We start from the raw sequence: 24,712 nt of genomic DNA on the forward strand, positions 1-24,712 counted from the left end.
TTTTGTGGTCACACGTTATAAAAACATTAAATTATTTGTAATAATTTATTTATATTTACAAAATAACAAAAAGCCATCTTATGGTACAAAGACACCTTATATTGGTTGGATTGAAGCCATTTTATGGTTAGGTTATACAAGTTGGTGTTTACTTTATAATAAAACGAAAACTATGATTGATGAAAATATAAAAAATCATTTAAATAATATTATAAATACCGAAAAAAAAGAAACTGAATCCTATTTTTCATTTTTAAGACATTTAGCGACAATTTCAATTGGCTTTTTAGGTTTATTAATTGGTTTGAAACCCGAAACTCTGCCAAATCAGAACTCAAAAGTCTTTTTCTTGGTAACAATAACCTTAATTGCTTTTGGAATACTTTTCTTGTCAATATGTTTATTTTATGAGACTAAAAAATATCGTGAAGAAATTAAGGTTCGCCAAAAACAACTAAATGAATATTTAGATTCAGATAAAAAAGAGGATGTTCAAATTAGCCATTTAGACCCAGGAAATTTAAAAATATTCGAAATAACAACCTTTATTCTTCTAATTCTTTCAATTTTTTCATTAATACTATATGTCTATTATTCAATAATTTAATACAAAAAAAATGATTACTAATAACTACTAGAACGTTAGACTGTCTAAAACCCTAATGGAGAATTCAATAAATTAAAAACCAATATTTAAAAAATTATGAAAATAGTTAAATTGATTAAAATTGCTTTAGTGTTTCTAACAAGCACATTTGCATTTGGGCAAGTTTCAGAAATAAAAAATAATGAGAAATTTGAATATAGTGAAACTGGATTAAATGATTTTGTTGTAACAGAAATTCAAAACAAGAAAAAAGAAGATATTTATGACAAAACCTTAAATTGGGTAAAGGAAACTTATAAAAATCCTGATATTGTTTTAAAAATGCAAATTTTAAATGAAAAGATAAGAATAGATGCTATCGCAACTAATTTAGCAAGCATAAACAACAATAAAACTAAATTTAATATAAATTATATAGTTGAAATTACTTTTAAAGACAATAAATATAAATTTGGAATTGTTTCACTAATAGTTCAAAATGTAAAAGATTTGAAAACTATGCAGAATTTTAAAACCGATAAAAAAATTATTAAATATTGGGGTAATACTCCGAATGATATTGAAGTTTATTTCAATAATTTAAATGATAATTTAAAAAAATATATTTCTGAAACGAAAAAGGAAGAATGGTAGTGTACTATCACCAATTATATAAAAACTTAAATTACAATAATGAATTACCCGCTACGCGAAGTGTCTTCTAAAAAATAAATTTCATGGATTATGATCAATTTATTTTCTGCCTCGAAGCCGTTCAAGATGTAGAAACGAACACCACTACTGAAGTGGTCAAAAACTTAGAACAATTAGCCTTTGAACAAGGTATTACAAGTATTTATAAGACGTGTGATACTATAGAAGGATTAGAAGAAAGTTTAAATACCTTGCTCCATGAGGACCATAATTTTAAGGATTATGAAATAATCTACTTAGTCATGCAAGGTCAAGGAAATAATATTTGCCTCAATGAGTATTACTATAGTTTAGAAGAAATAGCCGAACTCTTTGAAGGGAAAATGACAGGTAAAATTTTGCATTTTGCCAATTCAAAGGTATTAGACTTAAGCGGGGAAGAAGCACAATACTTTTTAGATATTACAGGAGCACGTGCTATTTCGGGTTATGGAGCGGCATTTCATAACTTGACCAGCGGTCCCATCGACAAAGCTTTCTTTAGCTTATGTCAAGAACAAGATGATCTTGTTGAAATTGTAGCAGAATTACATAAAAAACACGATACTCTTTGTAATCTACTCGATTTCAGATTATATTATTAAAAATTAAATCCAGCGGTAAAAGGTCTCGTTAACGAAATAGTGTTCACGAGCGGGACGCTCGCGCTCGCATTCACAACATATAATGTGGAAAGCGAGATTGAAAATACTCTTCTAAAAAATAAACACACCCTATAATACGGATTGTCCAAAATTTAAAGTTTCTTTTGTACTTTTAAAGCACACTCCTTAACAGACAAAATTAAATTATAAAGATGAATTATCACTTTCGAAAAGCGGAACTATCTGAAATAGCTTCGATATGGGAAATTTTACAAGAAGCAATCCTACGCAGAAAAGAAGACGGCAGTACCCAATGGCAAGACGGCTATCCAAATCCGGAAGTCGTACAAAAAGATATTGAAAAAGGAGAAGGATTTGTTTTGGTTGATGGAGAAACCATCGTCGGTTATAGTGCGGTACTAATCAATGACGAGCCTGCTTACGAAAAAATTGAAGGAAACTGGCTAACGAATGGTGATTTTATAGTACTGCATCGCGTAGCGATTTCTGAAAAGTATTTGGGCAAAGGCTTTGCTAAAATGATTCTCAAACACATCGAAGATTTTGCGCTAAGCAACAATATATACAGCATAAAAGCAGATACTAATTTTGATAATATCGCCATGATTAACATTTTTGAAAATTCGGGTTACACGTATTGTGGCGAAGTATTTTTCAGAGGGAGTTCCAGAAAAGCATATGAAAAAGTCTTAGCTAAACAAGACTAATTGAAATTATCAAAAACTTAGGGTTAAAATTAAAAAACCGCAAATTCGCAAATAAAATTAGTTTACAACTGTTTTTATCTGCGAATTTGCGGTATTTAAAAAAAAACAACTTCTCTTAAACTGCAGCTTCTTCTTCAGGAGCCATTTCAAATTCCATATTATCTACTATCTCGGCAGCAACTTCCGGTTTAGAACCTTTGAGGGCATTGAACCGTTCTAATTGTTCCAATTCTCCTTCTTCCCCACTGAAATAAGGAAAAACATCCATAATAGGCAATTCCGAAATAGCAGGTATGGTATAGTCGCCCATTGTACCCTTCATTACACTGGTGGTGTTATCATAAGCTTCTTTTACATCATTGGCTTGCACTAATAAATACATATTCGACTTGCGTTCCTTGCCACTTTCTTCGTCATACGCCAATAATGACACTTTGGATCGAAACCAACGGTCCGCATTTTCGAAAGGATGAATCTCTGCATAATTAGCCACTTTTATATTGGTGATTTTAAATTCTTCACTAATATAGGCCGACATTTCTTCATTAATTCTGCTTTCTGCTTCCGTGTAGGATAACGCATCTACTAAATACGGTTCTGTCGTAATTTTTTGTGCTCCAGTTTCATCTGTTTTTCTATATTTTACTTTGCATTCATACCACGTTGTGCTCATTTCTTTTTTTTAAGGATGTCAAAGATAGATTTTAAAGGGAAAATAAATTCCCAATTTATAAAATAGATATTCACAATTTCGGATGGATTCTTCTATTGCTTTTTTTTGTCTTTTTGAGTCATTATTTTCCTTTGAATAAATTTAGATCTCCATAAAAAATTAAATTAGAAACATTATTATACCTTCTTATTTAATTTTAAAACAAGATTCAACTCATAAAATATATAGTCCTTTTTATCATTTGCAGCTATTTTTATATATTTTTGAGAAAAATAAAGTATGCTTTTTGTCATACCTATAAACAAGTTACCTTCAAACCAATTTCCATTATTTAGTATAATTAACAAAGTATGAATAAAAAAATATCGATAGCACGCTATGCGATTATAGTGCTGCTGCTGAACTTTACCTTTTTTCAGGGATTTGCCTCCAATCCGAATGCACCATTTAATTTAAGAAGTTTTGACAAGCACAATCCAATAGGAACGAATGACAAACCTTATTTTGGATGGTCTGTAAGTGATCCGGATACTAATGAGGTTCAATCTGCCTATCAGATTATAGTTTCTTCCAATCCTTCTAATCTTACGATGAATAAAGGAGATGTATGGGATAGCAGGAAAACAAATTCCAGAATGCAAAACTATGTTTATTACAAAGGAAAACCATTGGCTCCGGCAACCCAATATTACTGGAAAGTACGCACTTGGGATAAAGACGGAAATGTCAGTTCGTATGCAGCAACAGCCACCTTTAAAATAGGATTGCTAACCAATGCCGATTGGTCAGGGGCTTTTTGGATAAAAAGAGACTCAAAAGACAGCGATGATTATACGTATTTCCGTAAAAAAGTTAGCCTCCCGAAGAAAACCATAAAAAAAGCGACAGCGTATATTTCGGCTTGTCATAGTTATGAGTTGTATATCAATGGGAAATTTGTTGGAAAAGGATTTAACATGCATTATCCACAGTATAGCTACTACAATTCATGGGATATTAGTTCGTTTGTATCTGCATATAAGGAAAATTTAATTGGTTGTTTAACCCACTGGTATGGCGGAGGTCAGGGTCGTGCTACAGGTGCCCGCGGATTGCTTTTGAAGGTAATTATAGAATATGACGATGGAACCAAAATGATTATTGGCACCGATAAATCTTGGAAACAAGTTCAGGCAGCACAATGGATTCCCGACCAGCCGCAACGCAATGGCGAAGGTATTGGACGAATAGAAAAAATCGACAGCCGTAAGATCATTCCGCAATGGAATGCGAAAAATTTTAACGATACCAGCTGGGCCAACGCATCTGAAATAGGAAAACCACCGGTAGCGCCTTGGACAGGTACTTTAAGATCTGATCTGACAAGGGTTATTGAAAAAGAAATTAAACCCGTTGCCATAAAAGATTTGGGAAATGGGAAATATGTTATTGATTTGGGAAAAATATATGCTGGCAGCTTCAAAATAGACTTCAATGGTGGTAACGCCGGAGATGCAATTAATATGCTTGGTGGATTTGTTTTAAACAGTGACAACACGGTATCGACCAAATTCGATCAGTCAACCAATTTACAATTTCATTTTATTCATAATGGCACTACTGCCATTTTTAATCCTTTTGTGTATTTGGGATTACGTTATTTACAAGTCGAGAATTCACCCAATGTTCTGACCAAAGAAAATGTAAGTTTCATTTCCAGACATTTCGAACTTGATCCCAAACGCTCTTCATTCGAATCTTCCAATTCTATGCTCAACAACGTATGGCAATTAATGGTTCAATCGCTACTTGTTGGTGCCCAAGAAGGTTTTGTAGATACGCCAACCCGGGAAAAAGGTGCTTTTTTGAGTGATGGATGGTCACAAGCAGTACCCAATATGAGTGTTATGTACGACCGAACCATGAACATGAGGGTGTTGAACGAATTTCTCGATTCGCAGGATCAATATTGGCCTGATGGCCGTTTAAATGCGGTGTATCCTAATGTTGATGGCGCAAGAGATATCCCTGACTTTACCCAATCGTATCTGGTTTGGATTTGGGATTATTACATGCAAACAGGCAATATCGAATTTCTTCAATCGAATTATACCCGATTGAAAAAAATTGCCGACTATGTGGATACCTATAAAAATGATGTTACCGGATTAATTTATAAATTAAAAGGAGGAAAAGGACCGTATGAGTATGGGATTATCGATTGGCCAGAAGTGATGCGATATGGCTACGATATGACCGTTGATTCCAGAACCGTTATCGATGCATATGCCTTTGCAAATTTCGAAATTATTTCAAAAATTGCTAACGCACTCGGAAATACAAATGATAAAGAGGAATACAGAATTAAAGCAGACACTATCAAAAAAGCGATGAATACGCTGCTTCTGAATAAAGATGGTGTTTATATTGATGGATTATATAGTAATCAAACACCTAGTTCCCATGTTTCGCAACATGCTAACATTCTTCCATATGCATTAAACATTGTTCCGGAAGAAAATAAAAAACAGGTAATGGCTGAAATCAAAAACCGTAAAATGAACGTTGGAATGGTCTGTCTGCGTTGGTTACCAGAATCGCTTGGTCAGGCCGATGAAGGAGAACATTTAATCGATTTATATACCAACACAACATGGGATGGTTGGGCAAAAACCGTTGCTCTTGGAGGAACCATGACATGGGAATCTTGGGATGCTAATGTAACCAATCAGAGTATGTCACATCCTTGGGGCGCCTCAGGTCTATTGGCTATGCAAAATTACATTTTAGGTATTAAACCATTAAGCCCGCAACACGAAAAGATTCAAATTAAACCTTTGTGGTTTGGTAATAAACTTAGCTATGCCAAAGGCGTATATCCAACGGATAAGGGCGACATCTCAGTTGATTGGAATAAAAGCGACAAGGGCTATGTTCTAAAAATAATGGTACCCGATAATATAATAGCCAAAGTATTTGTTCCAAAATGTAGTAAAAACGGCACCGCAATAAAATACGACAAAAAAGAAATCAATGGTATTGAAGAAGGTGACTACATCTATTTAGACAATATTGGATCAGGAGAACATATTTTCGAAAGATAATTAGGAAAGTAAAATTTGCAAAATTTCATATTGCTTTTAATTGACTTAGAAAACCTCTGAATAATAAAAAGGAAGTAATTTTTGACTTCCTCTTTATTATTTGGCAGTATACAAATTTATTTCTGCTTACTTGAAATAATAAACTAACAAGTATTTAAGTGATTTTTAAACAGACTAAATTCCCTCTTAACATCGGAAATATAGCACTAAAAGCTTGCCTAATAAGAAAAATTTAATAGATTGAAAATTTTATTTTCATAATTTTAAAATTGTTAAAATTGTGTTAAAATAAAATTAAACAAGTGTTTAAATTAAACACTTGTTTAATTTTATAGCCTATTTTAAAGTATATGGGTTCAGTTACTGATTTTAACGAAAAACAAATTAAGATACTTCAAGTAGCGGAAACACTATTTGCTGAAAAAGGTTTTGATGGTACTTCAATTAGAAACATCTCAAAAGAAGCAAAAATAAACATTGCTATGGTTTCCTATTATTTTGGATCCAAAGAGCGTTTGCTCGAATCCCTAATTTTGTATAGAACTTCCGATTTAAAATCTCAATTAGATTCATTAATACAAGAAAACCTCGAGCCTATTGAAAAAATCAATAAGTTAATCGAGCTGTATATCAATAGAATCAATAGTAATAAAGGAATTTATAGAATTATACATTTTGAATTTGCCACTAATAAACGAGATTTGAATTTTGAATCCTTTACCGAATTAAAAAAAGGAAATCTAAAATCCCTTGAAGCTATAATCGTAGAAGGCCAAACGAAAGGGGTTTTTAGAAAAGACATCATAATTCCGCTAATAACACCAACTATACTGGGAACTTTTTTTCATTTTCACATGAATAAACCGTTCTTTCAAAATTTACTAAACTTAAAAACCGAGGATTTATATAATAATTACATAAGAACCAATTTGACAAAGCACATCCAACAAACTATAAAAGCCCTTCTAATATATGAAAGTTAGTCAATTAATGCTCTTTGGGATTTTCTTTATAGGAATTTCTTCAGTAGAAGCACAAGAAAAAACGAGTCTTACTCTCGATGAAGCCATTCATATGGCTTGGACAAAAAGCAATGAAGTTAGTTTAGCCAATACCAAAGTAGCAACTAAAAAATACGAATTGCAATCGGTAAAAAACAGTCAATATCCTGATTTAAAAGTTTCGGGACAATATCAAAGATTGGCAAAGGCTTCAGTAAATTTAAAAATTAACAAAAGCAGTAATGCGGAACCGATGCCTGTTGTAGATCAATTGATGATTGGTCAAGTTAATGCCAACGTACCCGTTTTTGCAGGTTTTAAAATCCAAAATGGCATAAAGTTTTCTGAGAATTTATATCAGGCTGAAAATGCAACAGCTTCCCAAACAAAAGAAGAAATTGCGATGAAAGTGATTAATAGCTACGCTAATTTATACAAATCGCAAAAAACGATTGAACTGCTCAAAGAAAATCAAAAAAGTGCACAACAACGTGTCGTTGATTTTAGTGATTTGGAAAAAAATGGCGTAATTCCAAGAAATGATTTACTAAAATCACAATTACAAGTTTCAAAAATTCAATTGTCAATAGACGAAGAAAACAACAATTTGAATGTTGTAAATTTCTATTTAGTGACACTTTTAAAATTACCAGTTGAAACCAAATTAGAAATTAGAGAAAGTGATTTTGCTAATTTTCAAATGAATAATATCCCTACTAATGATGAACCCGCATTACAAAATCGTAAAGATTTAGAAGCGATTCGGTTTCAGGAAAAAGCGAGCAAGGCTAATATCAAAATGGCAAAAAGCGCCTATTACCCTGCAATTTCCCTTATTGGCGGTTATACGGCATTAGACTTAAAAAATGTGATAACGGTTCAAAATGCAATGAATTTTGGTGTTGGTATTTCTTATGACATAAGCTCTATTCTTAAAAACGGAACTATGGTAAAACTAGCCGAGAGCAAATCATTAGAAGTACAAAATTCTCAAGCAGTACTTACGGATTATATCAAAATGCAAGTTCAAAAAGCGATAGAAGATTATGATTTGGCATTAAAACAAAATGAAGTTTATGTTCAGGCTGTTGAACAATCAACAGAAAATTACAGAATCATAAAAGACAAGTACGACAACGGACTTTCGGACACTAATGATTTACTTGAAGCCGATGTAGAACAATTGGGGTCCAAAATTAATAAAGCATTAGCTAAAGCCAATATTATACAGAAATACTACGAATTGCTTTCTGTTACCGGACAATTATCACAATCTTTCAATCTTTCAAAAATATAATCACCAATCACATGGAAAAGAAAAAAACAAATACAAAATTCATTATTATCCTAGTGGCTTTGGTTGTATTAGGCGGAACTTATGGAACATATAAATACATGCATTCCTTATCGCACGAAGAAACCGATGATGCGCAGATTGAAAAAAACATGAATCCAATTATTCCAAAAGTTTCGGGATATGTGGACAAAGTGTACATAAAAGACAATGATTTTGTAAAGAAAGGCGATACGCTTTTTACGATCGACAAAAGAGATTATCAATTAAAAATTGATGAAGCAAGTGCTGCATTATTAGCTGCTGAAGGGAATTTTGAAGTTTCAAAAGCTGATATCGGTAGCGCGTTGGCTAACATTTCTGTCTCTGATGCTAATGTACAATCAGCAGGTGGAAATATCGAAACTGCAAAAATTAGATTAGGCAGAATCACCAGTGATTACAACCGTTACGAAAATTTATATAAAAATCATTCGATTACCAAACAACAATATGAGCAAGCTTTAGCAGCAAAACAAGAAGCGGAGAGTCAAATCCGTATTTTGCAACAACAAGAAAAAGCAAGCTCCTATCAAAAATCAGTTATTGTAGCCAAATCAAAAGTTTCAGGTAAACAAACTGAAGTTGCTGCTGCCAATATCAAAAGAGCAGAAGCGATGCTAGAAGCTGCAAAATTAAATTTATCCTATACTGCAGTTACCGCGGCTATCGATGGTCAAGTTTCAAAAATTGATATCCAACCAGGGCAATTGGTACAACCGGGGCAATCTCTTTTTTATATTATCAACAATTCTAATGCATGGATAATTGCTAATTTCAAAGAAACACAATTGAACAAAATGATTATTGGACAAAAAGTAACTATCAAAGTAGATGCTTATCCTGATTATGATTTTGAAGGAACATTAACTTCATTTTCTCCTGCAACAGGTTCTCGTTTTTCTATATTGCCTCCGGATAATGCTACTGGTAACTTTGTAAAAACCATTCAAAGATTACCTGTAAAAATCAACTTGAATGCATCTAATGATGTTGAAAAAATAAAATTATTACGACCGGGAATGAATGTTGATGTTGACGTACATTTAAACTAAAATGGCACAAGTAAAAGTAGAAGATGATTTAGTAGAATATGGTTATAGACGAGTTCTAATTACGATTACAGCGGTACTTTGTGCACTGTTGGAAATCGTAGATACTACTATTGTCAATGTAGCTTTAACGAACATGAGAGGAAGTCTTGGCGCTACATTAAATGATGTAGCCTGGGTTATTACTGCTTATGCTATTGCAAATGTTATTGTAATCCCCATGACGAGTTGGCTTTCGCAACAATTTGGAAGACGAAATTATTTTGTGACTTCCATCATTATTTTTACCATATCCTCTTTTTTATGTGGTAATGCCAATAATATATGGGAGCTTATCGCTTTTAGATTTATACAAGGTCTGGGTGGTGGTGCTCTGTTAGTTACAGCACAAACAATCATAACCGAAAGTTATCCAGTTGCAAAACGTGGTATGGCTCAGGCTATTTATGGAATGGGTGTAATTGTGGGACCTACTTTGGGTCCACCATTAGGAGGTTATCTTGTTGATAATTTTTCCTGGCCTTATATTTTCTATATTAATATTCCTCTTGGGATTATTGCCACTATTTTGGCATTGAGTTTTGTAAGAAGCCCTAAATTTGGCGAAAAATTAAAAGCCAAACAAGTCGATTGGTTGGGGATTTTTCTTTTGACGGCTTTCATTGGTTCTTTACAGTTTGTTTTAGAACATGGCCAGCAAGATGATTGGTTCAATAATAAAGTCATTACATTTTTAAGTGTCGTATCCGTTTTTGGTTTGATTCTATTTATATGGAGGGAATTAACGTATAAACATCCTATTGTAAATTTAAGTGTCCTAAAAGATGGAAATCTACGAATTGGAACGGTAATGTGTTTCATTTTAGGATTTGGACTTTATGGTTCCACTTTAATTATTCCAATTTACACACAATCCGTTTTAGGATGGACCGCCACAGATGCTGGTTTATTGCTTATTCCAGGTTCTATTACCACCGCTATTATGATGCCTATTATTGGTAAATTAATTCAAAGGGGCGTTCCTCAAGGGTATATGGTAGGTATAGGTTTTTTAATATTCTTTTTCTTTACGCTGATGATGCACAATAGTATGACACCCAATACTGGAGTGGAACATCTTTATTGGGGATTGATTTTAAGAGGAATCGGATTAGGATTGCTTTTTGTACCTATAACGACACTTTCTCTTTCCACATTAAAAGGAAAAAACATTGGTGAAGGGGCTGCTTTTACCGGAATGATGCGACAACTTGGAGGTTCATTCGGAATTGCCATTATCACAACTTTCATCACAAGATTTAGTCAGGAACATCGGGTGAATTTGGTTTCTCATTTAGACGGAAGCAGATTAGAAGTACAACAACGTGTAATGATGTTGCAAAAAGGTTTTATGTCCAAAGGATTTACTAGTAATGAATCTTTGAAAAAAGCCTATCAGGTGATCGATTATTCAGTCATGAAGCAAAGTACTGTTCTTTCTTATATGGATATTTTTCTTTACCTCGGAATTATGTTTTTATGTTGTATTCCTATTGTTTTTTTAATCAAAAAAGGAAAAAATAAAATCAATCCTGCAGATGCGATGCATTAATAATAAATTAAAAAAATGCCGGTTTTTCATTACGAAAAACCGGCATTTTTTTATTATCGGGTGAATACTAAATGATTGTCTTTTGATAAATTAGCATCAAATTGATAGCCTTCATAATTGAAACCTTTTAAATCATCAATTGTTTTTGCATTGGTATCAATGATATAACGCACCATCATTCCTCTCGCCTTCTTGGCAAAGAAACTGATTATTTTTAGTTTTCCATTTTTATAATCTTTGAATTCCGGGGTGAATACAGGCACTTTCAAGGCTTTTACATCAATAACCGAAAAATATTCCGTACTGGCTAAATTGATAAATAATTCTCCTTTTTTAAGTTCTTTATTTAATGCTTTTGTAACCTTTGATTTCCAAAATTCATACAAGTTTTTGCTTTCGCTAATAGGCAGTTTTGTTCCCATTTCCAATCGGTACGCTTGTATTAAATCCAATGGTTTCAACAAGCCATACAAACCGGATAATATTCTCAAACTATCTTGTAATGTTTCTAATTTTTCTATTGGAATCGAATAAGCATCTAATCCGGTATATACATCTCCGTCAAAAGTAAAAACTGCCGGACGCGCATTTTCAGCTGTGAAAGGTGTTTTCCATTCTTGGTTGCGTCTCCAGTTTAAATCAGCGAGTTTATCCGAAATACTCATTAAATCAGACAACTGGGCGGGCTTTTTTTCTTTTAACACTTTATGAACTTGTCGCGATTCTTTTAGAAACTGGGCTTCTGTGTGAAGTGGAGTGGGCAACTCTTTTTCAAAATTTAAGGATTTGGCTGGCGATATAACAATTTTCATATACTATACTCTTTCAAGTTCTTTTTATTAATTGTTTCAAAAGTACAAATTGAAAACAACAAAGTAAGAATCTATGAATTGATTTGTTTAATAGTATAATAGAAAATGAAAATTGTCACCAAAAATTTTTGTGTATTTTTGAGTTTTGAAAAAAAACCAAAAGACCATTTACTATTATGAATCCAATAGAAATTAAAAAAGCCACACTATCTGATCTTGAAACAATACAAAAGATAGGTACCCAAACTTTTATAGAAACTTTTGCAGCGGTAAATACACCCGAAAACATCGCTAATTATGTAACTGAAAGTTTTAATTCAGAACAATTAGCTTCTGAATTAAACAATGTAAATTCCCAATTTTATCTGGCCACTTCAGGCAACGAAATACTTGGTTATTTGAAAATAAATTTTGGCGATGCCCAAACCGAAACCATTAATAAAAATGCTTTGGAAGTACATCGAATTTATGTTTCACAAGCATTTCACGGAAAGAATGTGGGTCAATTATTAATTGATAAAGTAAAAAAAATTGGACAAGAAACTGGTGTTGATTACATTTGGCTCGGTGTCTGGGAAGAAAATCACAGAGCGCTAAGATTCTATTCGAAAAATGGGTTTGTCGAATTTGACAAACATGTTTTCACATTAGGAAATGAAGAACAAACCGACTTATTAATGCAGCTTATATTGAATAAAAAACATTGATAAGCAATACTTCTTTATCAGTAATTCAATTTTAGCTCGTGGAAAATTTAAAAGAAAACCTTTATTGATTTGAATAATACTGAAAGTAGTAGGATATAAAAGCTGTAAAATTTGTGTTTGAAAAACTATACGTTTAATTTTGCACATGCATCTTAGCACCACAAATTACTTATTTTAAAATGTACAAAAACAAACATTGGAACATCCTTTTATCTAATCAGGTAAATAAAAAAATCTTTATTGAAACCTTGATTTCAGGAGAAGCCAAAGGAGAATTAACTACTTTTAATGAACTGAAAGGGATTCTTTTTTCTGATATTGCTATTGAAAAATTCATCGAAAAAGAAAATCGATATGATATTATAGAAGCTGCTCCAGAATCAAACCGAAAACTACGTACTTTTTCCTCTGGTGAACAAAAAAAGGAGTTTTTACGCTATTGTGTCAATCAAAATCCAGATTATATCATATTTGATAATCCGTTTGATCATTTAGACCAATCCTCCCGAGTAACATTATTAAATTCACTTGTGAAATTATCAGCTTCTGTTCGCATTATACAATTGGTAAATCGTGCCACTGATTTACTTCCTTTTATTCAAAATAATGGGCATATAATTGATAATTCCTTTGCTTTAAACAAAATCAATGCAACTGAAACCAATCAAAAAACATCAGTAAAGCCTGAAATACCTAAATATTTAAAACCTTTTAATTATAACGAAAGTGTTCTTATAAAAATGAATGGAATTTCCGTGAGTTATGAGGATCGAAAAATTGTAGACAGAATTTCCTGGACCATCAAACAAGGTGAATTTTGGCAACTTATTGGGCCAAACGGTTCTGGAAAAAGTACGCTCTTATCCATGATTACAGGGGACAACCCAAAAGGATTTGGACAAGAATTATATCTTTTTGGAAGAAAAAAAGGTAGCGGTGAAAGTGTTTGGGAAATCAAAAAACAAATTGGTATTTTCTCAACGGCAATGATGGAATTATTCCAAAGAAATAATAGTTTAGAACAAATGATTCTGTCTGGTTTTTTTGATTCAATCGGATTATATACTGAACCAACTACTTTGCAAAAACAAATTGTAGCACAATGGCTCGATGTAATTCAGATGAGCCATTTAAAGAATAAAATGTTTAATCAACTTTCTATTGGTCAACAAAGAGTAGCACTGATTATTCGTGCCGTTCTAAAACACCCCCCATTAGTCATTTTAGACGAACCAGTGGAAGGTTTAGACGATGAAAATGTAGCCTTGGTAATACACCTCATCAATATCTTAATGCAAGAAACCAATATGACGATTATCTATGTTTCACATCGAATCGAACCTGCACTGAAACCAACTTCGGTTTTTGAATTAATTCCAACGGAAACAGGATCAATTGGTAAAATAAAATTCCATTCGGAGCTTAATTAAATGGCCTTGAATAGATACCGAAATTTATTTTTATTCTAAATTATTCACTAACCACTTGATAAGTTGGGTCTTCAATAATATTAACTTCAATAACTTCATCAGCATTTTTTAATAGCTGACTACAATCGGGGCTTAAATGACGCAGATGAACTGTTTTATTCAGTTTGGCATAACGCTCCGTGATTTTGTTGACGGCATCAATAGCACTCATATCGGTAATTTTACTTTCTTTAAAATCAATAATTACCTCGTTTGGATCATTTGAAATGTCAAATTTTTCGGTAAATGCTGCTGTAGATGCAAAAAATAAAGGTCCATATATTTCATAATGCTTCACTCCTTTTTCATCAATATATTTCTTGGCACGAATTCTTTTAGCACTTTCCCAAGCAAAAACCAAAGCAGAAATAATAACTCCAATTAAAACTGCCAAAGCCAAATTATGCAATAAAATAGTAATTAACGCCACAACCACGCCAACAAAAATATCATGTTTCGGCATTTTATTGATGATGCGAAAACTAGCCCATTCAAATGTTCCAATAGCAACCATAATCATGACGCCAACCAAAGCAGCCATGGGTAATTGCTCAATTATTGGGGCACCAAATAAAATAATCATCAATATTGTCAACGCAGCAATAATTCCTGATAAACGGGCTCTGGATCCTGCGGAAAGGTTCACTAATGTTTGCGCAATCATGGGACAACCGCCCATTCCGAAAAAAAAACCATTTAAGATATTTGCACTTCCTTGTGCGATGCATTCCCTATTTCCGTTTCCTTTTGTTTCGGTAATTTCATCGACTAAATTCAAAGTCAGTAAACCTTCCGTCAATCCTACCGAGGCAATAATCAAAGCATAAGGGGATAGGAGTTGCAATGTTTCTAAATTCATTGGAATATTCGGAATATGGAATGGTGGAAAACTACCACTTACTGAAGCAATATCTCTGACTGTTTTGGTTTCAATACCTAAGAAAAACACCAATACAAAAATTACTATAATTGCTACTAATGATGCCGGAACAGCTTTAGTAATTTTTGGTAAAAACACAACGATTCCAATTGCCAATGCGGCTAAACCAAGCATAATCAACATTGGGCTACCGGAAAGCCATTCACTTTGACCATTGACTACCTTTTTGAATTGTTCCAACTGCGACATGAAAATAATAACCGCTAAGCCATTGACAAATCCAAACATTACCGGTTGTGGTACCAAACGTATGAATTTCCCAAGTTTAAAAACACCAACTAAAATTTGCAAAATTCCCGCTAAAGCAACTGCTGCAAAAACATATTCTAACCCGTTTGATTTCATCAAGGCAATTAATACAATCACCGTTGCCCCTGCTCCTCCGGAAACCATTCCTGGTCTACCTCCTAATATTGCGGTAACCAAACCCATAATAAAAGCGGCATATAAACCTGACAAAGGTGGAAAACCAGCTAATATAGCAAAAGACAGTGATTCAGGAATCATGGTCATGGCCACGGTTAAACCCGAGAAAATTTCAGTTTTATAATTTACAGCTTGCGTAAAATCAAAATATTTCTTCATGGGTTGTTTACTAGGCATGTAAAATGTTAGCGTCAGGATTCATGAAATCAAAATCCCGAAAGAAGTCAATACCCACAATACGAAATTGTATAAATAAATCAGTATAAAAGACTAAACCAAAGTATAGCAAATTAGAAAATGGTAAAATACTTTTCTATAGAATGGCAAAAGTAAAACTTTTTATTCGATGCATAAAATAGAAAACGGAATTGCTTAAATTTGAAAAAAAAAACCTTCGTTTAAAATGCTTATTAAACTTCTTAGTTTCTAAGCTAAATTCATTTTTGACGATTTAGCAAAGATCAATATACAAACCATTCAATTGAAATTTACAATATGAAATTACTTTATACTTTACTCTTTTCTGCTCTTTTGAATATCGGTTACTCACAATCTACTAACGAGTATTTTGAAAAGATTAGAAATAATGAAGCCAAATTAACCGCTTTCTTTTCTCAAATGCCTAAAGGAGGCGATTTACACCACCACTATTCCGGATCGATTTATGCGGAACCTTTATTGGAACATGCTATTTCAGAAGATTTTTATCTGAATACCGAAACGATGCAAGTTCAAAAAGAGAAACCTTCTACAGGAAACTGGGAACAATTTTCAGCATTGAAAAGCCATGGACAATTAAATGTGTACAAGCAAAAAATCATGCAAAAATGGTCTGTAAAAGATTATAATCATGTGGATTATCCATCGGACAAGTTATTTTTCGAATCGTTTATGAAATTTGAACCAGCAATCAGAGGTAATTTTGGACAAGGAGTATTGGAACTAAAAAACAGAGCTATTACAGAAAACGTAAGTTATATTGAAACGCAATTATCTACGATTCCTTGTGCTATGAATACAGATGATTTGACCCAATTCAGTACCCGATTGAGACAATTAGCAAAAGTAAAAGATGAAAAAGCAATTATAAAATCGCTGGATTCTGTTTACAATGCTTTGCAGCAAAAGGATGCTACATCGTACGCCAATGATTTCAATGCTAACTTTGTAGCCAAACTGCATACCGACCTTAAAATTGATGATGCCCGTTTCACGATGCGTTATCAAAATTTTGTATTGCGTTTCATGGAACCTGTAGATTTATTTAAAAATCTGGTCATTGCTTTTATCTCTGCAGATAATAGTCCGCTTATGGCCGGAGTAAACATTGTTTCTCCGGAAGATGGCGAAACATCCATGAAAGATTATTGGTTGCATATGGTGATGTTTAAATATTGCCATTCTCGGTATCCAAATGTAAAATATACGTTACACGCCGGCGAATTAACCCTTGGTTTAGTACAACCTGAAGACCTGACTTGGCACATTAATGCTGCAGTGTATATTGCCGGAGCAAACCGTATTGGTCATGGTGTGGACATGGCGTATGAACAAAATTCTTATGATTTACTGCGATACATGGCTAAGAAAACAATTCCCATCGAAATAAATCTGGTGAGTAATGAATTCATTTTAAAAGTAAAAGAAAACCGTCATCCGTTGACATTGTATAAAGAATTTGGCGTTCCAATTGTCATCAGTACCGATGATGCTGGAATATTAAGAACTAATATGACTGAGCAATATGTGCTATTAGCAAAAAGATACAGAGACATTACTTACGCTAATATTAAACAGTTTGTTTACAACAGCATAAATTATAGTTTTATAAAAGACACTTCTGTAAAAAAACAATTGCTTAAAAATCTCGACACTCGATTTAAAACTTTCGAAGCAAATTATCCTCTAAAAAAATAATTTCTGGAGCTCGTTAGAATTCATTTAAAAACGAATTCAAAAGTCCAATTTGGAGCTTTTTATTCACTCTTAAAACGGTTAACCAGAAAAAATATTTTTAAATAGTTAATTTCACTATATTTGATATACCTACTTAACTACTATATATTTACAATTACAAAAAATCATTTTTTACATTTCATTTCTTTATTTTAATTGTTTAAAAACAGGATAAATTATTGAATAATGAGTAGATCTTTAATTTGGTATCTAAGAAGGCATCCTTTACTTTACGAAGTACGATTTAGATTATTATCTAAAAATGCATCTGTTGATCGTGTAGAAAATTTTTGCTACAACAACATTAATAAAACAGCCGATATTCCTGAAATCTATTTTGAGTTAAATCCTTTAATTTTCGAAAAAACAAAAGGCGCATTAAGTGATGTAGATAAAGCAAAAAAAATAGCTATTTGGCTTAGAAACAACATAAAAGGCGGAGCTGGATTAGGGAAATCATCAGAAATCGCTTTAATAAAAATGATGAACGGAGAAGGAGGGGTTTGCAGTGATTTTTCGCAAGTCTTCAATAATTTTTGTGTGATTAATGATTTAAAAGTAAAAGAATGGGGACTGAAAGTAATTTCAAATGACCCCAGTCTTAAAGGCGGTCATGCATTTAACGAAGTGTATTCCAAAGAATTCCAAAAATGGTTTATAATTGATGTTTCCAAATCACTACTTTTCTATCCTATAAATCCAACGATTCCATTATCCATTTTTGATTTGGTTACTCTAAAAAATGGAAATGAAAAAGTAAGCTTTTCGTGTTTTAACGAAAACACCGAACTTGACTGTAAAAGGATAACGGATATTTATATAACTTCTAATTCTGCTCCTTTTTTAATCACTAATTATTGCAATAAAACATACGACTCTTATTTAAATAAACTAAACTTTCTACCGGAGCCTATTGTTCATGGATTACTATTTCTTCTTGGAAAAAGCTATGCTTTTGAGTTTCCAAAATATAAATAAATTCCCAAAACATAAATCTGAACGAAGAACGATGTATTACGCGCTGCAAAAAAAGAGCGAAAAAACTTTAGTTACAAACTACAATCCGCATGCCTGAAGCGCATAAGCCCACAAAAAAAGCCCCAAATCTGGGGCTTTTCATATTTTTAGTCTTCTTGTTCTTCATCACTGCTATGGGATTTTGAATAGCCACGCCATTTTTCAATACAATTCTGAAAATCCTGTGGAAGTTCCGTATCAAAACGCATCATTTCGCCTGTTGTAGGATGTACAAAGCCCAAAGTTTTGGCATGCAAAGCCTGTCTTGGCAACGCTTTGAAACAGTTTTCTATAAATTGCTTGTATTTGGTAAACGTAGTTCCTTTTAGAATCAAATGACCGCCATAACGCTCGTCATTAAAAAGTGGATGTCCTATGTGTTTTAAATGCGCTCTAATTTGGTGTGTTCTTCCTGTTTCCAGTTGGCACGAAATCAAAGTCACGTATCCAAAACGCTCCAACACTTTATAATGTGTCACAGCAGGTTTCCCTATTTCCGGATCAGCAAAAACCGCCATTTGCATGCGATCTTTCAGGTGACGCGCTAAGTTTCCTTCAATCGTCCCTTGTTCTTCAACTACATTTCCCCAAACCAAAGCAACATATTCTCTTTCGGAAGTTTTTGCTTCAAATTGCTTGGCAAGATGTGTCATAGCCGCTTCGGTTTTGGCAATAACCAATAAACCCGAAGTGTCTTTATCAATTCTATGCACAAGGCCCGGACGTTCGCTGCTGTTCATTGGCAAATTATCAAAATGATAGGCCAAAGCATGCACCAAAGTCCCCGTGTAATTCCCATGACCGGGATGCACCACCATTCCTGGCAATTTGTTTATCAATAACAATGCATCATCTTCATAAACAATATCAAGCGGAATATTCTCCGGATTAATATGGTTTTCATAAGGAGGATGCGTAAGCATAACGCGTACTACATCATTGGCTTTAACTTTGTAGTTCGACTTCACTGTGGCGTCGTTTACAAAAATATTTCCTTCTGTTGCAGCGGTCTGTATTTTATTCCGAGTTGCATTTTGAATCAAACCCATCAAATATTTATCAATCCGCAAAGGCGCTTGCCCTTTAGGAACTTCAAATCTGAAATGTTCAAATAACTCTTCTTCTAAATCTATTGTATCGATATTATTGTTCATCTGCTGGTGTTGGTTCTAACTGTGTTGCAAGACTGTCTACTGCGGCACTTTCCTCTTCATAACTCATTTTTCCGTCTCCTAAAACCAAATCAATTTTGGATGATTTCAATACTCTGTCCCCTACTTTCAGGTTTCTACCTTTGTAACGCATTTCCAGTACCATATCTTTTCCAAGATTTGGAACATAAGTAATAGTTCCTTCTTCAAGGCCTAAAGCTTTCAATGTTGGCACTGCTTCACGATATGTTTTCTCAATCAAATCAGGAATTCGTACAGACGAAAATCCCGAAGCATTTATTTTTATATAAACCTTTCTACCAACTTTAACTTTCGTCCCTGGCAATGGATCTTGCTCTACCACACTAAACTTAGGGAAATCATTTCTAAAATCCACACTGTCCAAAAGCACATAGTCTAAATCCAATTCATCCAACTTATCCTCCACTTGTTCCTCAGTTAGCTTTCGCAAATCCGGAACAGCAATTTCATGACCATGATCCGTTGTAAACGTCAACCAATGCATAAACAAATAGCCCAAAACGGCAATAATGGCAAGAGCAATGAATACCTGCCCAAAAAAGACACGGCTTGTAAGATACTTACGTAAAGTCATAAATTTATTTTTATATGCGGCAAAGATAAAGCTATTTCGTTTCAAAAAAAATGATAATTTTGTTTAATCGTTTTTAGGCTTAATCCTAATGAATTTCAGGAGCTATTTCCCGCTATACGTTGCAATCTTTTTATTTTTAAAGAAAAAATAAAAAGGATTTCCACTGCTATCAGGGCTAGATATTAGTACTAAAAACAACTTTATTAATTTCAACAATTAAGATAAAAATAGTATAAAATGAAAAACATTGCCATCATTATGGGCGGATATTCCAGCGAGTATAAAATCTCACTTATCAGCGGAAACGTCGTATATCAATTTCTTGACAAAACTAAATACAACGGATTCCGAATCCATATTTTCAAAGAAAAATGGGTTTATGTTGATGCTAATGATGCCGAATTCCCCATCGATAAAAATGATTTTTCTGTAACAATAAACGAAACTAAAATCTCTTTCGATTGCGTTTTCAATGCCATTCACGGAACTCCGGGCGAAGATGGATTAATGCAAGCTTATTTCGAATTGTTACAAATTCCGCAAACCTCCTGCGATTATTATCAAGCAGCTTTAACGTTTAACAAACGTGATTTATTGTCGGTTTTAAAACCATACGGAATAAAAACTGCTATTTCCTATTACCTAAACAAAGGTGACATCATAAATACCGAAGAAATTATAACTAAAGTAGGATTGCCTTGTTTTGTAAAACCCAATAAAGCAGGTTCCAGTTTTGGAATTTCCAAAGTAAAAACTGCCGCCGAATTGCCAATCGCAATAGAAATGGCATACAAAGAAGATAATGAAATCATAATAGAGAGTTTCCTTGACGGAACTGAAGTTTCTGTAGGTGTTATCAATTACAAAGGAACCGTAACCGTTTTACCAATAACCGAAATAGTTTCTGATAATGATTTCTTCGATTATGAAGCCAAATATTTGGGTAAATCACAGGAAATTACGCCAGCGAGAATCTCGGATGAAATGACACAAAAAATCAGCGAAATAGCCAAACGCGCTTATGATGTCCTAAAAATGAAAGGCTTCTCTCGTAGTGAATTTATTATTGTAAACGGAGAACCACACATGCTGGAAATGAACACTATCCCGGGATTAACCACGGAAAGTTTGATACCCCAACAAGCCAAAGCCGCCGGAATCTCATTAGAAGATTTGTTTACAAATGCGATAGAATTGGCTTTAGTTTAAAAATAAAATAAATGAGAAAAGCCATATTCCCGGGTTCATTTGACCCAATCACTTTAGGTCATGAAGACATCATCAAGAGAAGCATTTCTTTATTTGATGAAATAGTAATTGCTATTGGTGTCAATGCCGAAAAAAAATACATGTTTTCGCTGGAAGAAAGAAAACAGTTTATCGAAGAAACATTCAAAAACGAACCTAAAGTTTCGGTGATTACATACGAAGGTTTAACGATTGATTTGTGTCATAAAATAAAAGCTGATTTTATCCTTCGTGGCCTGCGCAATCCCGCCGATTTCGAATTTGAAAAAGCCATCGCCCACACCAACAGACGCTTATCTAAAATAGAAACGGTGTTTTTATTGACTGCCGCAGGAACATCCTATATCAGTTCCAGTATTGTAAGGGATGTTATTCGTAACGGTGGAAAATATGAAATGCTGGTTCCCAATGCAGTCCGAGTAAAATAGTAATCCGTAAAAACTAATTTTGTTTATCAAGGGATTTTGTCAAGTCGAGCAAAACGATACAGTCTCGACTGCGCTCCAATTGACAAACAACAGTAAAAATATAAATCTGTGAAACGAGGGAATACGCCTTACGTTCGCCAAAAATAAAAGCCATTAGACATGAGTATAGAAAGAGAATTAAATAAACGCAGCGGATCTAAATGTGAACTTTGTGGGGCAACAGAAAACCTACAAGTACATCAAGTTTTACCTACCAAAAAAGGGGGAATTGACGAAAGTATTTTAGCCTGTAGTACCTGTATTGACCAAATTGAAAATCCGGAGACAGTAGATTTAAACCATTGGAGATGTTTAAATGACAGCATGTGGAGTGAACATAACGCCGTACAAGTTGTAGCATGGAGAATGTTAAGTCGTCTTCGTTCGGCAGGTTGGCCTCAAGAATTATTGGATCAAATGTATTTAGACGAGGATACTTTGGCTTGGGCGAAAGCTACGGGGGAAGGGGAAGATGATGAAAACAAAGTGATTCACCGTGACAGTAACGGCGTCATCTTAGAACATGGAGATTCAGTAGTTTTAATCAAAGATTTGAAAGTAAAAGGGTCTAGTATGGTGGCCAAACAAGGAACTGCAGTTCGTAACATTAGACTGGACCATGAAAATGCAGAATATATTGAAGGAAAAGTTGATGGTCAGCAGATTGTTATCATTACACAATACGTAAAAAAAATATAGCTTTTTTCAGTAGCAATCACCGTTTTCAGTCTCTGAAGTTTAAAAAAATTGCTTTTCACTATTCGCTTTTAAGCTGATTCAAATAAAAAAATCGTTAACAGTAAATTATACTGCTAACGATTTTTTTTTAAAACTAAATACTCCGACTGATTCCGAAGTTTCCGAACTAAAAACTACTCCTCTTCTTTCTTAATAACTTTTCGGGCCACTTCAATTTTAAATTTCTTGCCTTTCATTTTTTCATCTTTAATGGCGTGCAATAACTCTTTTACTTTATTGAATTTCACTGCTGCAAACGAGATAAAATCTTTCACTTCGATCAATCCTAAATCTCCTTTTTCTAATTTTCCTTTTTGGGAAAAGAAACCTACGATGTCAATTTTATTTAGTTTGTTTTTCTTTCCACCACTGATGTAAATCGTTTGGAATTCAGGCGGTTTTGGCAATGAAGTCGAGTTTTCGATTTTCAAAGCTTCCATACCATAATCGATGTAATCCATTTTTTTCTCACTTTCATGAGCAATGATATACGCCGTTCCAGAAGCCAACATACGTGCTGTACGACCGTTTCTATGGGTGAATTCGTCTTCTTTGGATGGTAAATGATAATGAATTACATGATTCATTTCAGGAATATCAAGTCCACGAGCAGCTAAATCAGTAGTGATTAAATAACTCACACTTCCGTTTCTAAACTGAATTAAAGCGCGTTCTCTCTCATCCTGATCCATTCCGCCATGATAATACGTGGCGTAAATTCCTTTTTCGTTCAATGTGTCGCTAATGCGTTCCGCTGCATCACGATGGTTGCAAAAAACAATTGCCGATTGCGATTTTAACGAACAAATCAAATTGAACAAACTGCCAATTTTGTCTTTTTCCTTAGAAACAACCATTTTCATGGAAAGATTCGTTTCTTTTACGTTTTCTGGAATGAAATCCAGAATCGTTGGATTCACCACTCTTGTATATCTTGGAATCTCAATATCGGAAGTTGCTGAAACCAAAACACGTTTATTCAGTTTGGTTAATTTTCCAATGATAAATGACATTTGCTCATGGAAACCCAATTGAAGTGATTTGTCAAATTCATCCAGAATCAACGTTTGGATTTTATCCACACGGAAAGTTCCTCGGTCGATATGATCCGCAATTCTTCCTGGCGTTCCTATTAAAACCGCTGGTGGATTGCTTAAATTTTTAATTTCGGTATCAATGGAATGTCCGCCGTAGCACACATTTACTTTATAATCGGTTCCCATTTTTTTCCAAACCTGCTCTATTTGCAACCCTAATTCACGAGATGGAACCAGAATTAAACATTGAACCGATTGGATTTCAGGCTGTAACATTTCTAAAATGGGCAATAAAAAAGCCAGTGTTTTTCCAGAACCTGTTGGCGAAAGCAATAAAACATTATTATCATTCAAGATAGCATCTTGCGCTACTTCCTGCATTTCGTTCAGGCTTTCGATGCCTAAATTCAAAAGTATATTATTAGAATGGTGTTTCGTATTCATTTTGCAAAGGTAATTAAAAAATGAAGGGACAGTTCGCGAACTGTCCGTACTAAAGTAAAAAATATTGAGTTTTTAGTATTCAGCCGTCGGGGAACGATTTGGCAAAAGCGAATTCCAGAGCTTCAGAAGCGATTTTACGATACTAATTTGATAAAAAAGTAAAACAAAAAAACATAATCTACAAAGTACACAGTAAATTCTACAAACTAATCCCGTAGCATCGGGACTGTAAACTGTCATCTGGATACTGCTCTGCGTGAAGGATAGAAGCGAAGCACCATGTGCTGCGGATAGCCTGACAGCGGTAAAAAAAGGGGCAAATCAATATTTCGATGATTA

The 24,712-nt window shown here is 33.8% G+C and carries 22 protein-coding genes; 16 read left to right on the forward strand and 6 right to left on the reverse strand.

Translation table 11 applies throughout. The features are described 5' to 3' along the window. The first annotated feature begins 4 nt into the window (after nt 1-4). From ACM55M_RS05685 to ACM55M_RS05700, 4 genes are all read left to right on the forward strand, one after another. Complete coding sequence (locus tag ACM55M_RS05685) at nt 5-607, forward strand: hypothetical protein (RefSeq protein WP_416856614.1); 603 nt, start codon at nt 5-7, stop codon at nt 605-607. 96 nt (nt 608-703) lie between these two features. Beyond that, a complete protein-coding gene (locus tag ACM55M_RS05690) occupies nt 704-1,240 on the forward strand; it encodes a DUF4468 domain-containing protein (RefSeq protein WP_416856615.1) in 537 nt (178 codons plus the stop codon). Nucleotides 1,241-1,323: 83 nt separating this feature from the next. Then, nucleotides 1,324-1,884: a DUF6642 family protein gene (locus tag ACM55M_RS05695; protein ID WP_416856616.1), complete on the forward strand. Its 561-nt coding sequence runs from the start codon at nt 1,324-1,326 to the stop codon at nt 1,882-1,884. 212 nt (nt 1,885-2,096) lie between these two features. Then, nucleotides 2,097-2,612 (forward strand): GNAT family N-acetyltransferase, encoded by a 516-nt coding sequence (locus ACM55M_RS05700; RefSeq protein WP_416856617.1) that lies wholly within the window; start codon nt 2,097-2,099, stop codon nt 2,610-2,612. Nucleotides 2,613-2,727: 115 nt separating this feature from the next. On the opposite strand, the gene ACM55M_RS05705 is transcribed toward ACM55M_RS05700, so the two are convergent. Further along, a complete protein-coding gene (locus tag ACM55M_RS05705) occupies nt 2,728-3,285 on the reverse strand; it encodes a DUF4494 domain-containing protein (RefSeq protein WP_416856618.1) in 558 nt (185 codons plus the stop codon). 350 nt (nt 3,286-3,635) lie between these two features. Between ACM55M_RS05705 and ACM55M_RS05710 the strand changes: the two genes are divergently transcribed. The 5 genes from ACM55M_RS05710 to ACM55M_RS05730 all read left to right on the forward strand — a co-directional run bounded on the left by ACM55M_RS05710 (nt 3,636) and on the right by ACM55M_RS05730 (nt 11,345). Then, nucleotides 3,636-6,368, forward strand: a complete 2,733-nt coding sequence (locus ACM55M_RS05710; protein WP_416856619.1) for a family 78 glycoside hydrolase catalytic domain — start codon at nt 3,636-3,638, stop codon at nt 6,366-6,368. 350 nt (nt 6,369-6,718) lie between these two features. After that, nucleotides 6,719-7,351, forward strand: a complete 633-nt coding sequence (locus tag ACM55M_RS05715) for a TetR/AcrR family transcriptional regulator (RefSeq protein ID WP_416856620.1) — start codon at nt 6,719-6,721, stop codon at nt 7,349-7,351. Beyond that, nucleotides 7,341-8,666 carry a TolC family protein gene (locus ACM55M_RS05720; RefSeq protein WP_416856621.1) on the forward strand — a complete coding sequence of 442 codons (1,326 nt, stop codon included), beginning with the start codon at nt 7,341-7,343 and terminating at the stop codon, nt 8,664-8,666. Before ACM55M_RS05715 ends, ACM55M_RS05720 begins: the two co-directional genes overlap by 11 nt. 11 nt (nt 8,667-8,677) lie before the next feature. Then, nucleotides 8,678-9,757: an HlyD family secretion protein gene (locus ACM55M_RS05725; RefSeq protein WP_416856622.1), complete on the forward strand. Its 1,080-nt coding sequence runs from the start codon at nt 8,678-8,680 to the stop codon at nt 9,755-9,757. A 1-nt stretch (nt 9,758) separates the two neighbouring features. Continuing rightward, nucleotides 9,759-11,345 (forward strand): MDR family MFS transporter, encoded by a 1,587-nt coding sequence (locus ACM55M_RS05730; RefSeq protein ID WP_416856623.1) that lies wholly within the window; start codon nt 9,759-9,761, stop codon nt 11,343-11,345. A gap of 53 nt (nt 11,346-11,398) precedes the next feature. Here the strand turns inward: ACM55M_RS05730 and yaaA are convergent, their stop codons facing one another. Further along, the gene (gene yaaA, locus ACM55M_RS05735) at nt 11,399-12,157 is read right to left on the reverse strand and encodes a peroxide stress protein YaaA (protein WP_416856624.1); all 759 of its coding nucleotides are present in this window, start codon (nt 12,155-12,157) and stop codon (nt 11,399-11,401) included. 176 nt (nt 12,158-12,333) lie between these two features. Between yaaA and ACM55M_RS05740 the strand changes: the two genes are divergently transcribed. Together ACM55M_RS05740 and ACM55M_RS05745 are read left to right on the forward strand one after the other, a co-directional pair. Further along, nucleotides 12,334-12,864, forward strand: coding sequence for a GNAT family N-acetyltransferase (locus ACM55M_RS05740; RefSeq protein WP_416856625.1), 531 nt, complete (start codon nt 12,334-12,336; stop codon nt 12,862-12,864). A gap of 179 nt (nt 12,865-13,043) precedes the next feature. Then, nucleotides 13,044-14,294: an ATP-binding cassette domain-containing protein gene (locus ACM55M_RS05745; protein WP_416856626.1), complete on the forward strand. Its 1,251-nt coding sequence runs from the start codon at nt 13,044-13,046 to the stop codon at nt 14,292-14,294. A gap of 40 nt (nt 14,295-14,334) precedes the next feature. Here the strand turns inward: ACM55M_RS05745 and ACM55M_RS05750 are convergent, their stop codons facing one another. After that, nucleotides 14,335-15,858: a SulP family inorganic anion transporter gene (locus ACM55M_RS05750; RefSeq protein ID WP_416856810.1), complete on the reverse strand. Its 1,524-nt coding sequence runs from the start codon at nt 15,856-15,858 to the stop codon at nt 14,335-14,337. A gap of 336 nt (nt 15,859-16,194) precedes the next feature. Here ACM55M_RS05750 and ACM55M_RS05755 point away from each other — a divergent pair, with 336 nt between their 5' ends. Continuing rightward, nucleotides 16,195-17,616, forward strand: coding sequence for an adenosine deaminase (locus tag ACM55M_RS05755; protein ID WP_416856627.1), 1,422 nt, complete (start codon nt 16,195-16,197; stop codon nt 17,614-17,616). A 225-nt stretch (nt 17,617-17,841) separates the two neighbouring features. Then, nucleotides 17,842-18,633 (forward strand): transglutaminase domain-containing protein, encoded by a 792-nt coding sequence (locus ACM55M_RS05760; protein ID WP_416856628.1) that lies wholly within the window; start codon nt 17,842-17,844, stop codon nt 18,631-18,633. 146 nt (nt 18,634-18,779) lie between these two features. On the opposite strand, the gene ACM55M_RS05765 is transcribed toward ACM55M_RS05760, so the two are convergent. Both ACM55M_RS05765 and ACM55M_RS05770 read right to left on the reverse strand, forming a co-directional pair. Next, the gene (locus tag ACM55M_RS05765) at nt 18,780-19,826 is read right to left on the reverse strand and encodes an RluA family pseudouridine synthase (protein ID WP_416856629.1); all 1,047 of its coding nucleotides are present in this window, start codon (nt 19,824-19,826) and stop codon (nt 18,780-18,782) included. After that, entirely contained in the window at nt 19,816-20,439 is a 624-nt protein-coding gene (locus ACM55M_RS05770; protein ID WP_416849673.1) for a PASTA domain-containing protein, read from the reverse strand. The genes ACM55M_RS05765 and ACM55M_RS05770 overlap by 11 nt, the downstream gene beginning before the upstream one ends. 237 nt (nt 20,440-20,676) lie before the next feature. On the opposite strand from ACM55M_RS05770, the gene ACM55M_RS05775 reads away from it, so the two are divergent. From ACM55M_RS05775 to ACM55M_RS05785, 3 genes are all read left to right on the forward strand, one after another. Further along, nucleotides 20,677-21,648, forward strand: coding sequence for a D-alanine--D-alanine ligase (locus ACM55M_RS05775; protein ID WP_416856630.1), 972 nt, complete (start codon nt 20,677-20,679; stop codon nt 21,646-21,648). 11 nt (nt 21,649-21,659) lie between these two features. Further along, entirely contained in the window at nt 21,660-22,115 is a 456-nt protein-coding gene (gene coaD / locus ACM55M_RS05780) for a pantetheine-phosphate adenylyltransferase (RefSeq protein ID WP_416856631.1), read from the forward strand. 159 nt (nt 22,116-22,274) lie between these two features. Beyond that, nucleotides 22,275-22,853, forward strand: coding sequence for a PhnA domain-containing protein (locus ACM55M_RS05785; RefSeq protein WP_416856632.1), 579 nt, complete (start codon nt 22,275-22,277; stop codon nt 22,851-22,853). Nucleotides 22,854-23,026: 173 nt separating this feature from the next. On the opposite strand, the gene ACM55M_RS05790 is transcribed toward ACM55M_RS05785, so the two are convergent. Further along, on the reverse strand, nt 23,027-24,373 hold the full coding sequence (locus ACM55M_RS05790) for a DEAD/DEAH box helicase (RefSeq protein ID WP_416856633.1): 1,347 nt from the start codon (nt 24,371-24,373) through the stop codon (nt 23,027-23,029). Between the last annotated feature and the right edge of the window lie 339 nt (nt 24,374-24,712).

This window comes from Flavobacterium galactosi (assembly GCF_048158585.1).
GTDB lineage: Bacteria > Bacteroidota > Bacteroidia > Flavobacteriales > Flavobacteriaceae > Flavobacterium > Flavobacterium galactosi.

Coding starts and splice junctions, on each gene's coding strand:
- ACM55M_RS05775 (WP_416856630.1), top strand. CDS start 20,677: ATGAAAAACATTGCCATCATTATGGGCGGATATTCCAGCGAGTATAAA.
- ACM55M_RS05785 (WP_416856632.1), top strand. CDS start 22,275: ATGAGTATAGAAAGAGAATTAAATAAACGCAGCGGATCTAAATGTGAA.
- ACM55M_RS05725 (WP_416856622.1), top strand. CDS start 8,678: ATGGAAAAGAAAAAAACAAATACAAAATTCATTATTATCCTAGTGGCT.
- ACM55M_RS05745 (WP_416856626.1), top strand. CDS start 13,044: ATGTACAAAAACAAACATTGGAACATCCTTTTATCTAATCAGGTAAAT.
- ACM55M_RS05700 (WP_416856617.1), top strand. CDS start 2,097: ATGAATTATCACTTTCGAAAAGCGGAACTATCTGAAATAGCTTCGATA.
- ACM55M_RS05740 (WP_416856625.1), top strand. CDS start 12,334: ATGAATCCAATAGAAATTAAAAAAGCCACACTATCTGATCTTGAAACA.
- ACM55M_RS05770 (WP_416849673.1), bottom strand. CDS start 20,439: ATGACTTTACGTAAGTATCTTACAAGCCGTGTCTTTTTTGGGCAGGTA.
- ACM55M_RS05790 (WP_416856633.1), bottom strand. CDS start 24,373: ATGAATACGAAACACCATTCTAATAATATACTTTTGAATTTAGGCATC.
- ACM55M_RS05705 (WP_416856618.1), bottom strand. CDS start 3,285: ATGAGCACAACGTGGTATGAATGCAAAGTAAAATATAGAAAAACAGAT.
- ACM55M_RS05710 (WP_416856619.1), top strand. CDS start 3,636: ATGAATAAAAAAATATCGATAGCACGCTATGCGATTATAGTGCTGCTG.
- ACM55M_RS05720 (WP_416856621.1), top strand. CDS start 7,341: ATGAAAGTTAGTCAATTAATGCTCTTTGGGATTTTCTTTATAGGAATT.
- ACM55M_RS05690 (WP_416856615.1), top strand. CDS start 704: ATGAAAATAGTTAAATTGATTAAAATTGCTTTAGTGTTTCTAACAAGC.
- ACM55M_RS05715 (WP_416856620.1), top strand. CDS start 6,719: ATGGGTTCAGTTACTGATTTTAACGAAAAACAAATTAAGATACTTCAA.
- coaD (WP_416856631.1), top strand. CDS start 21,660: ATGAGAAAAGCCATATTCCCGGGTTCATTTGACCCAATCACTTTAGGT.
- ACM55M_RS05755 (WP_416856627.1), top strand. CDS start 16,195: ATGAAATTACTTTATACTTTACTCTTTTCTGCTCTTTTGAATATCGGT.
- ACM55M_RS05695 (WP_416856616.1), top strand. CDS start 1,324: ATGGATTATGATCAATTTATTTTCTGCCTCGAAGCCGTTCAAGATGTA.
- ACM55M_RS05730 (WP_416856623.1), top strand. CDS start 9,759: ATGGCACAAGTAAAAGTAGAAGATGATTTAGTAGAATATGGTTATAGA.
- ACM55M_RS05765 (WP_416856629.1), bottom strand. CDS start 19,826: ATGAACAATAATATCGATACAATAGATTTAGAAGAAGAGTTATTTGAA.
- ACM55M_RS05750 (WP_416856810.1), bottom strand. CDS start 15,858: ATGAAGAAATATTTTGATTTTACGCAAGCTGTAAATTATAAAACTGAA.
- ACM55M_RS05760 (WP_416856628.1), top strand. CDS start 17,842: ATGAGTAGATCTTTAATTTGGTATCTAAGAAGGCATCCTTTACTTTAC.
- yaaA (WP_416856624.1), bottom strand. CDS start 12,157: ATGAAAATTGTTATATCGCCAGCCAAATCCTTAAATTTTGAAAAAGAG.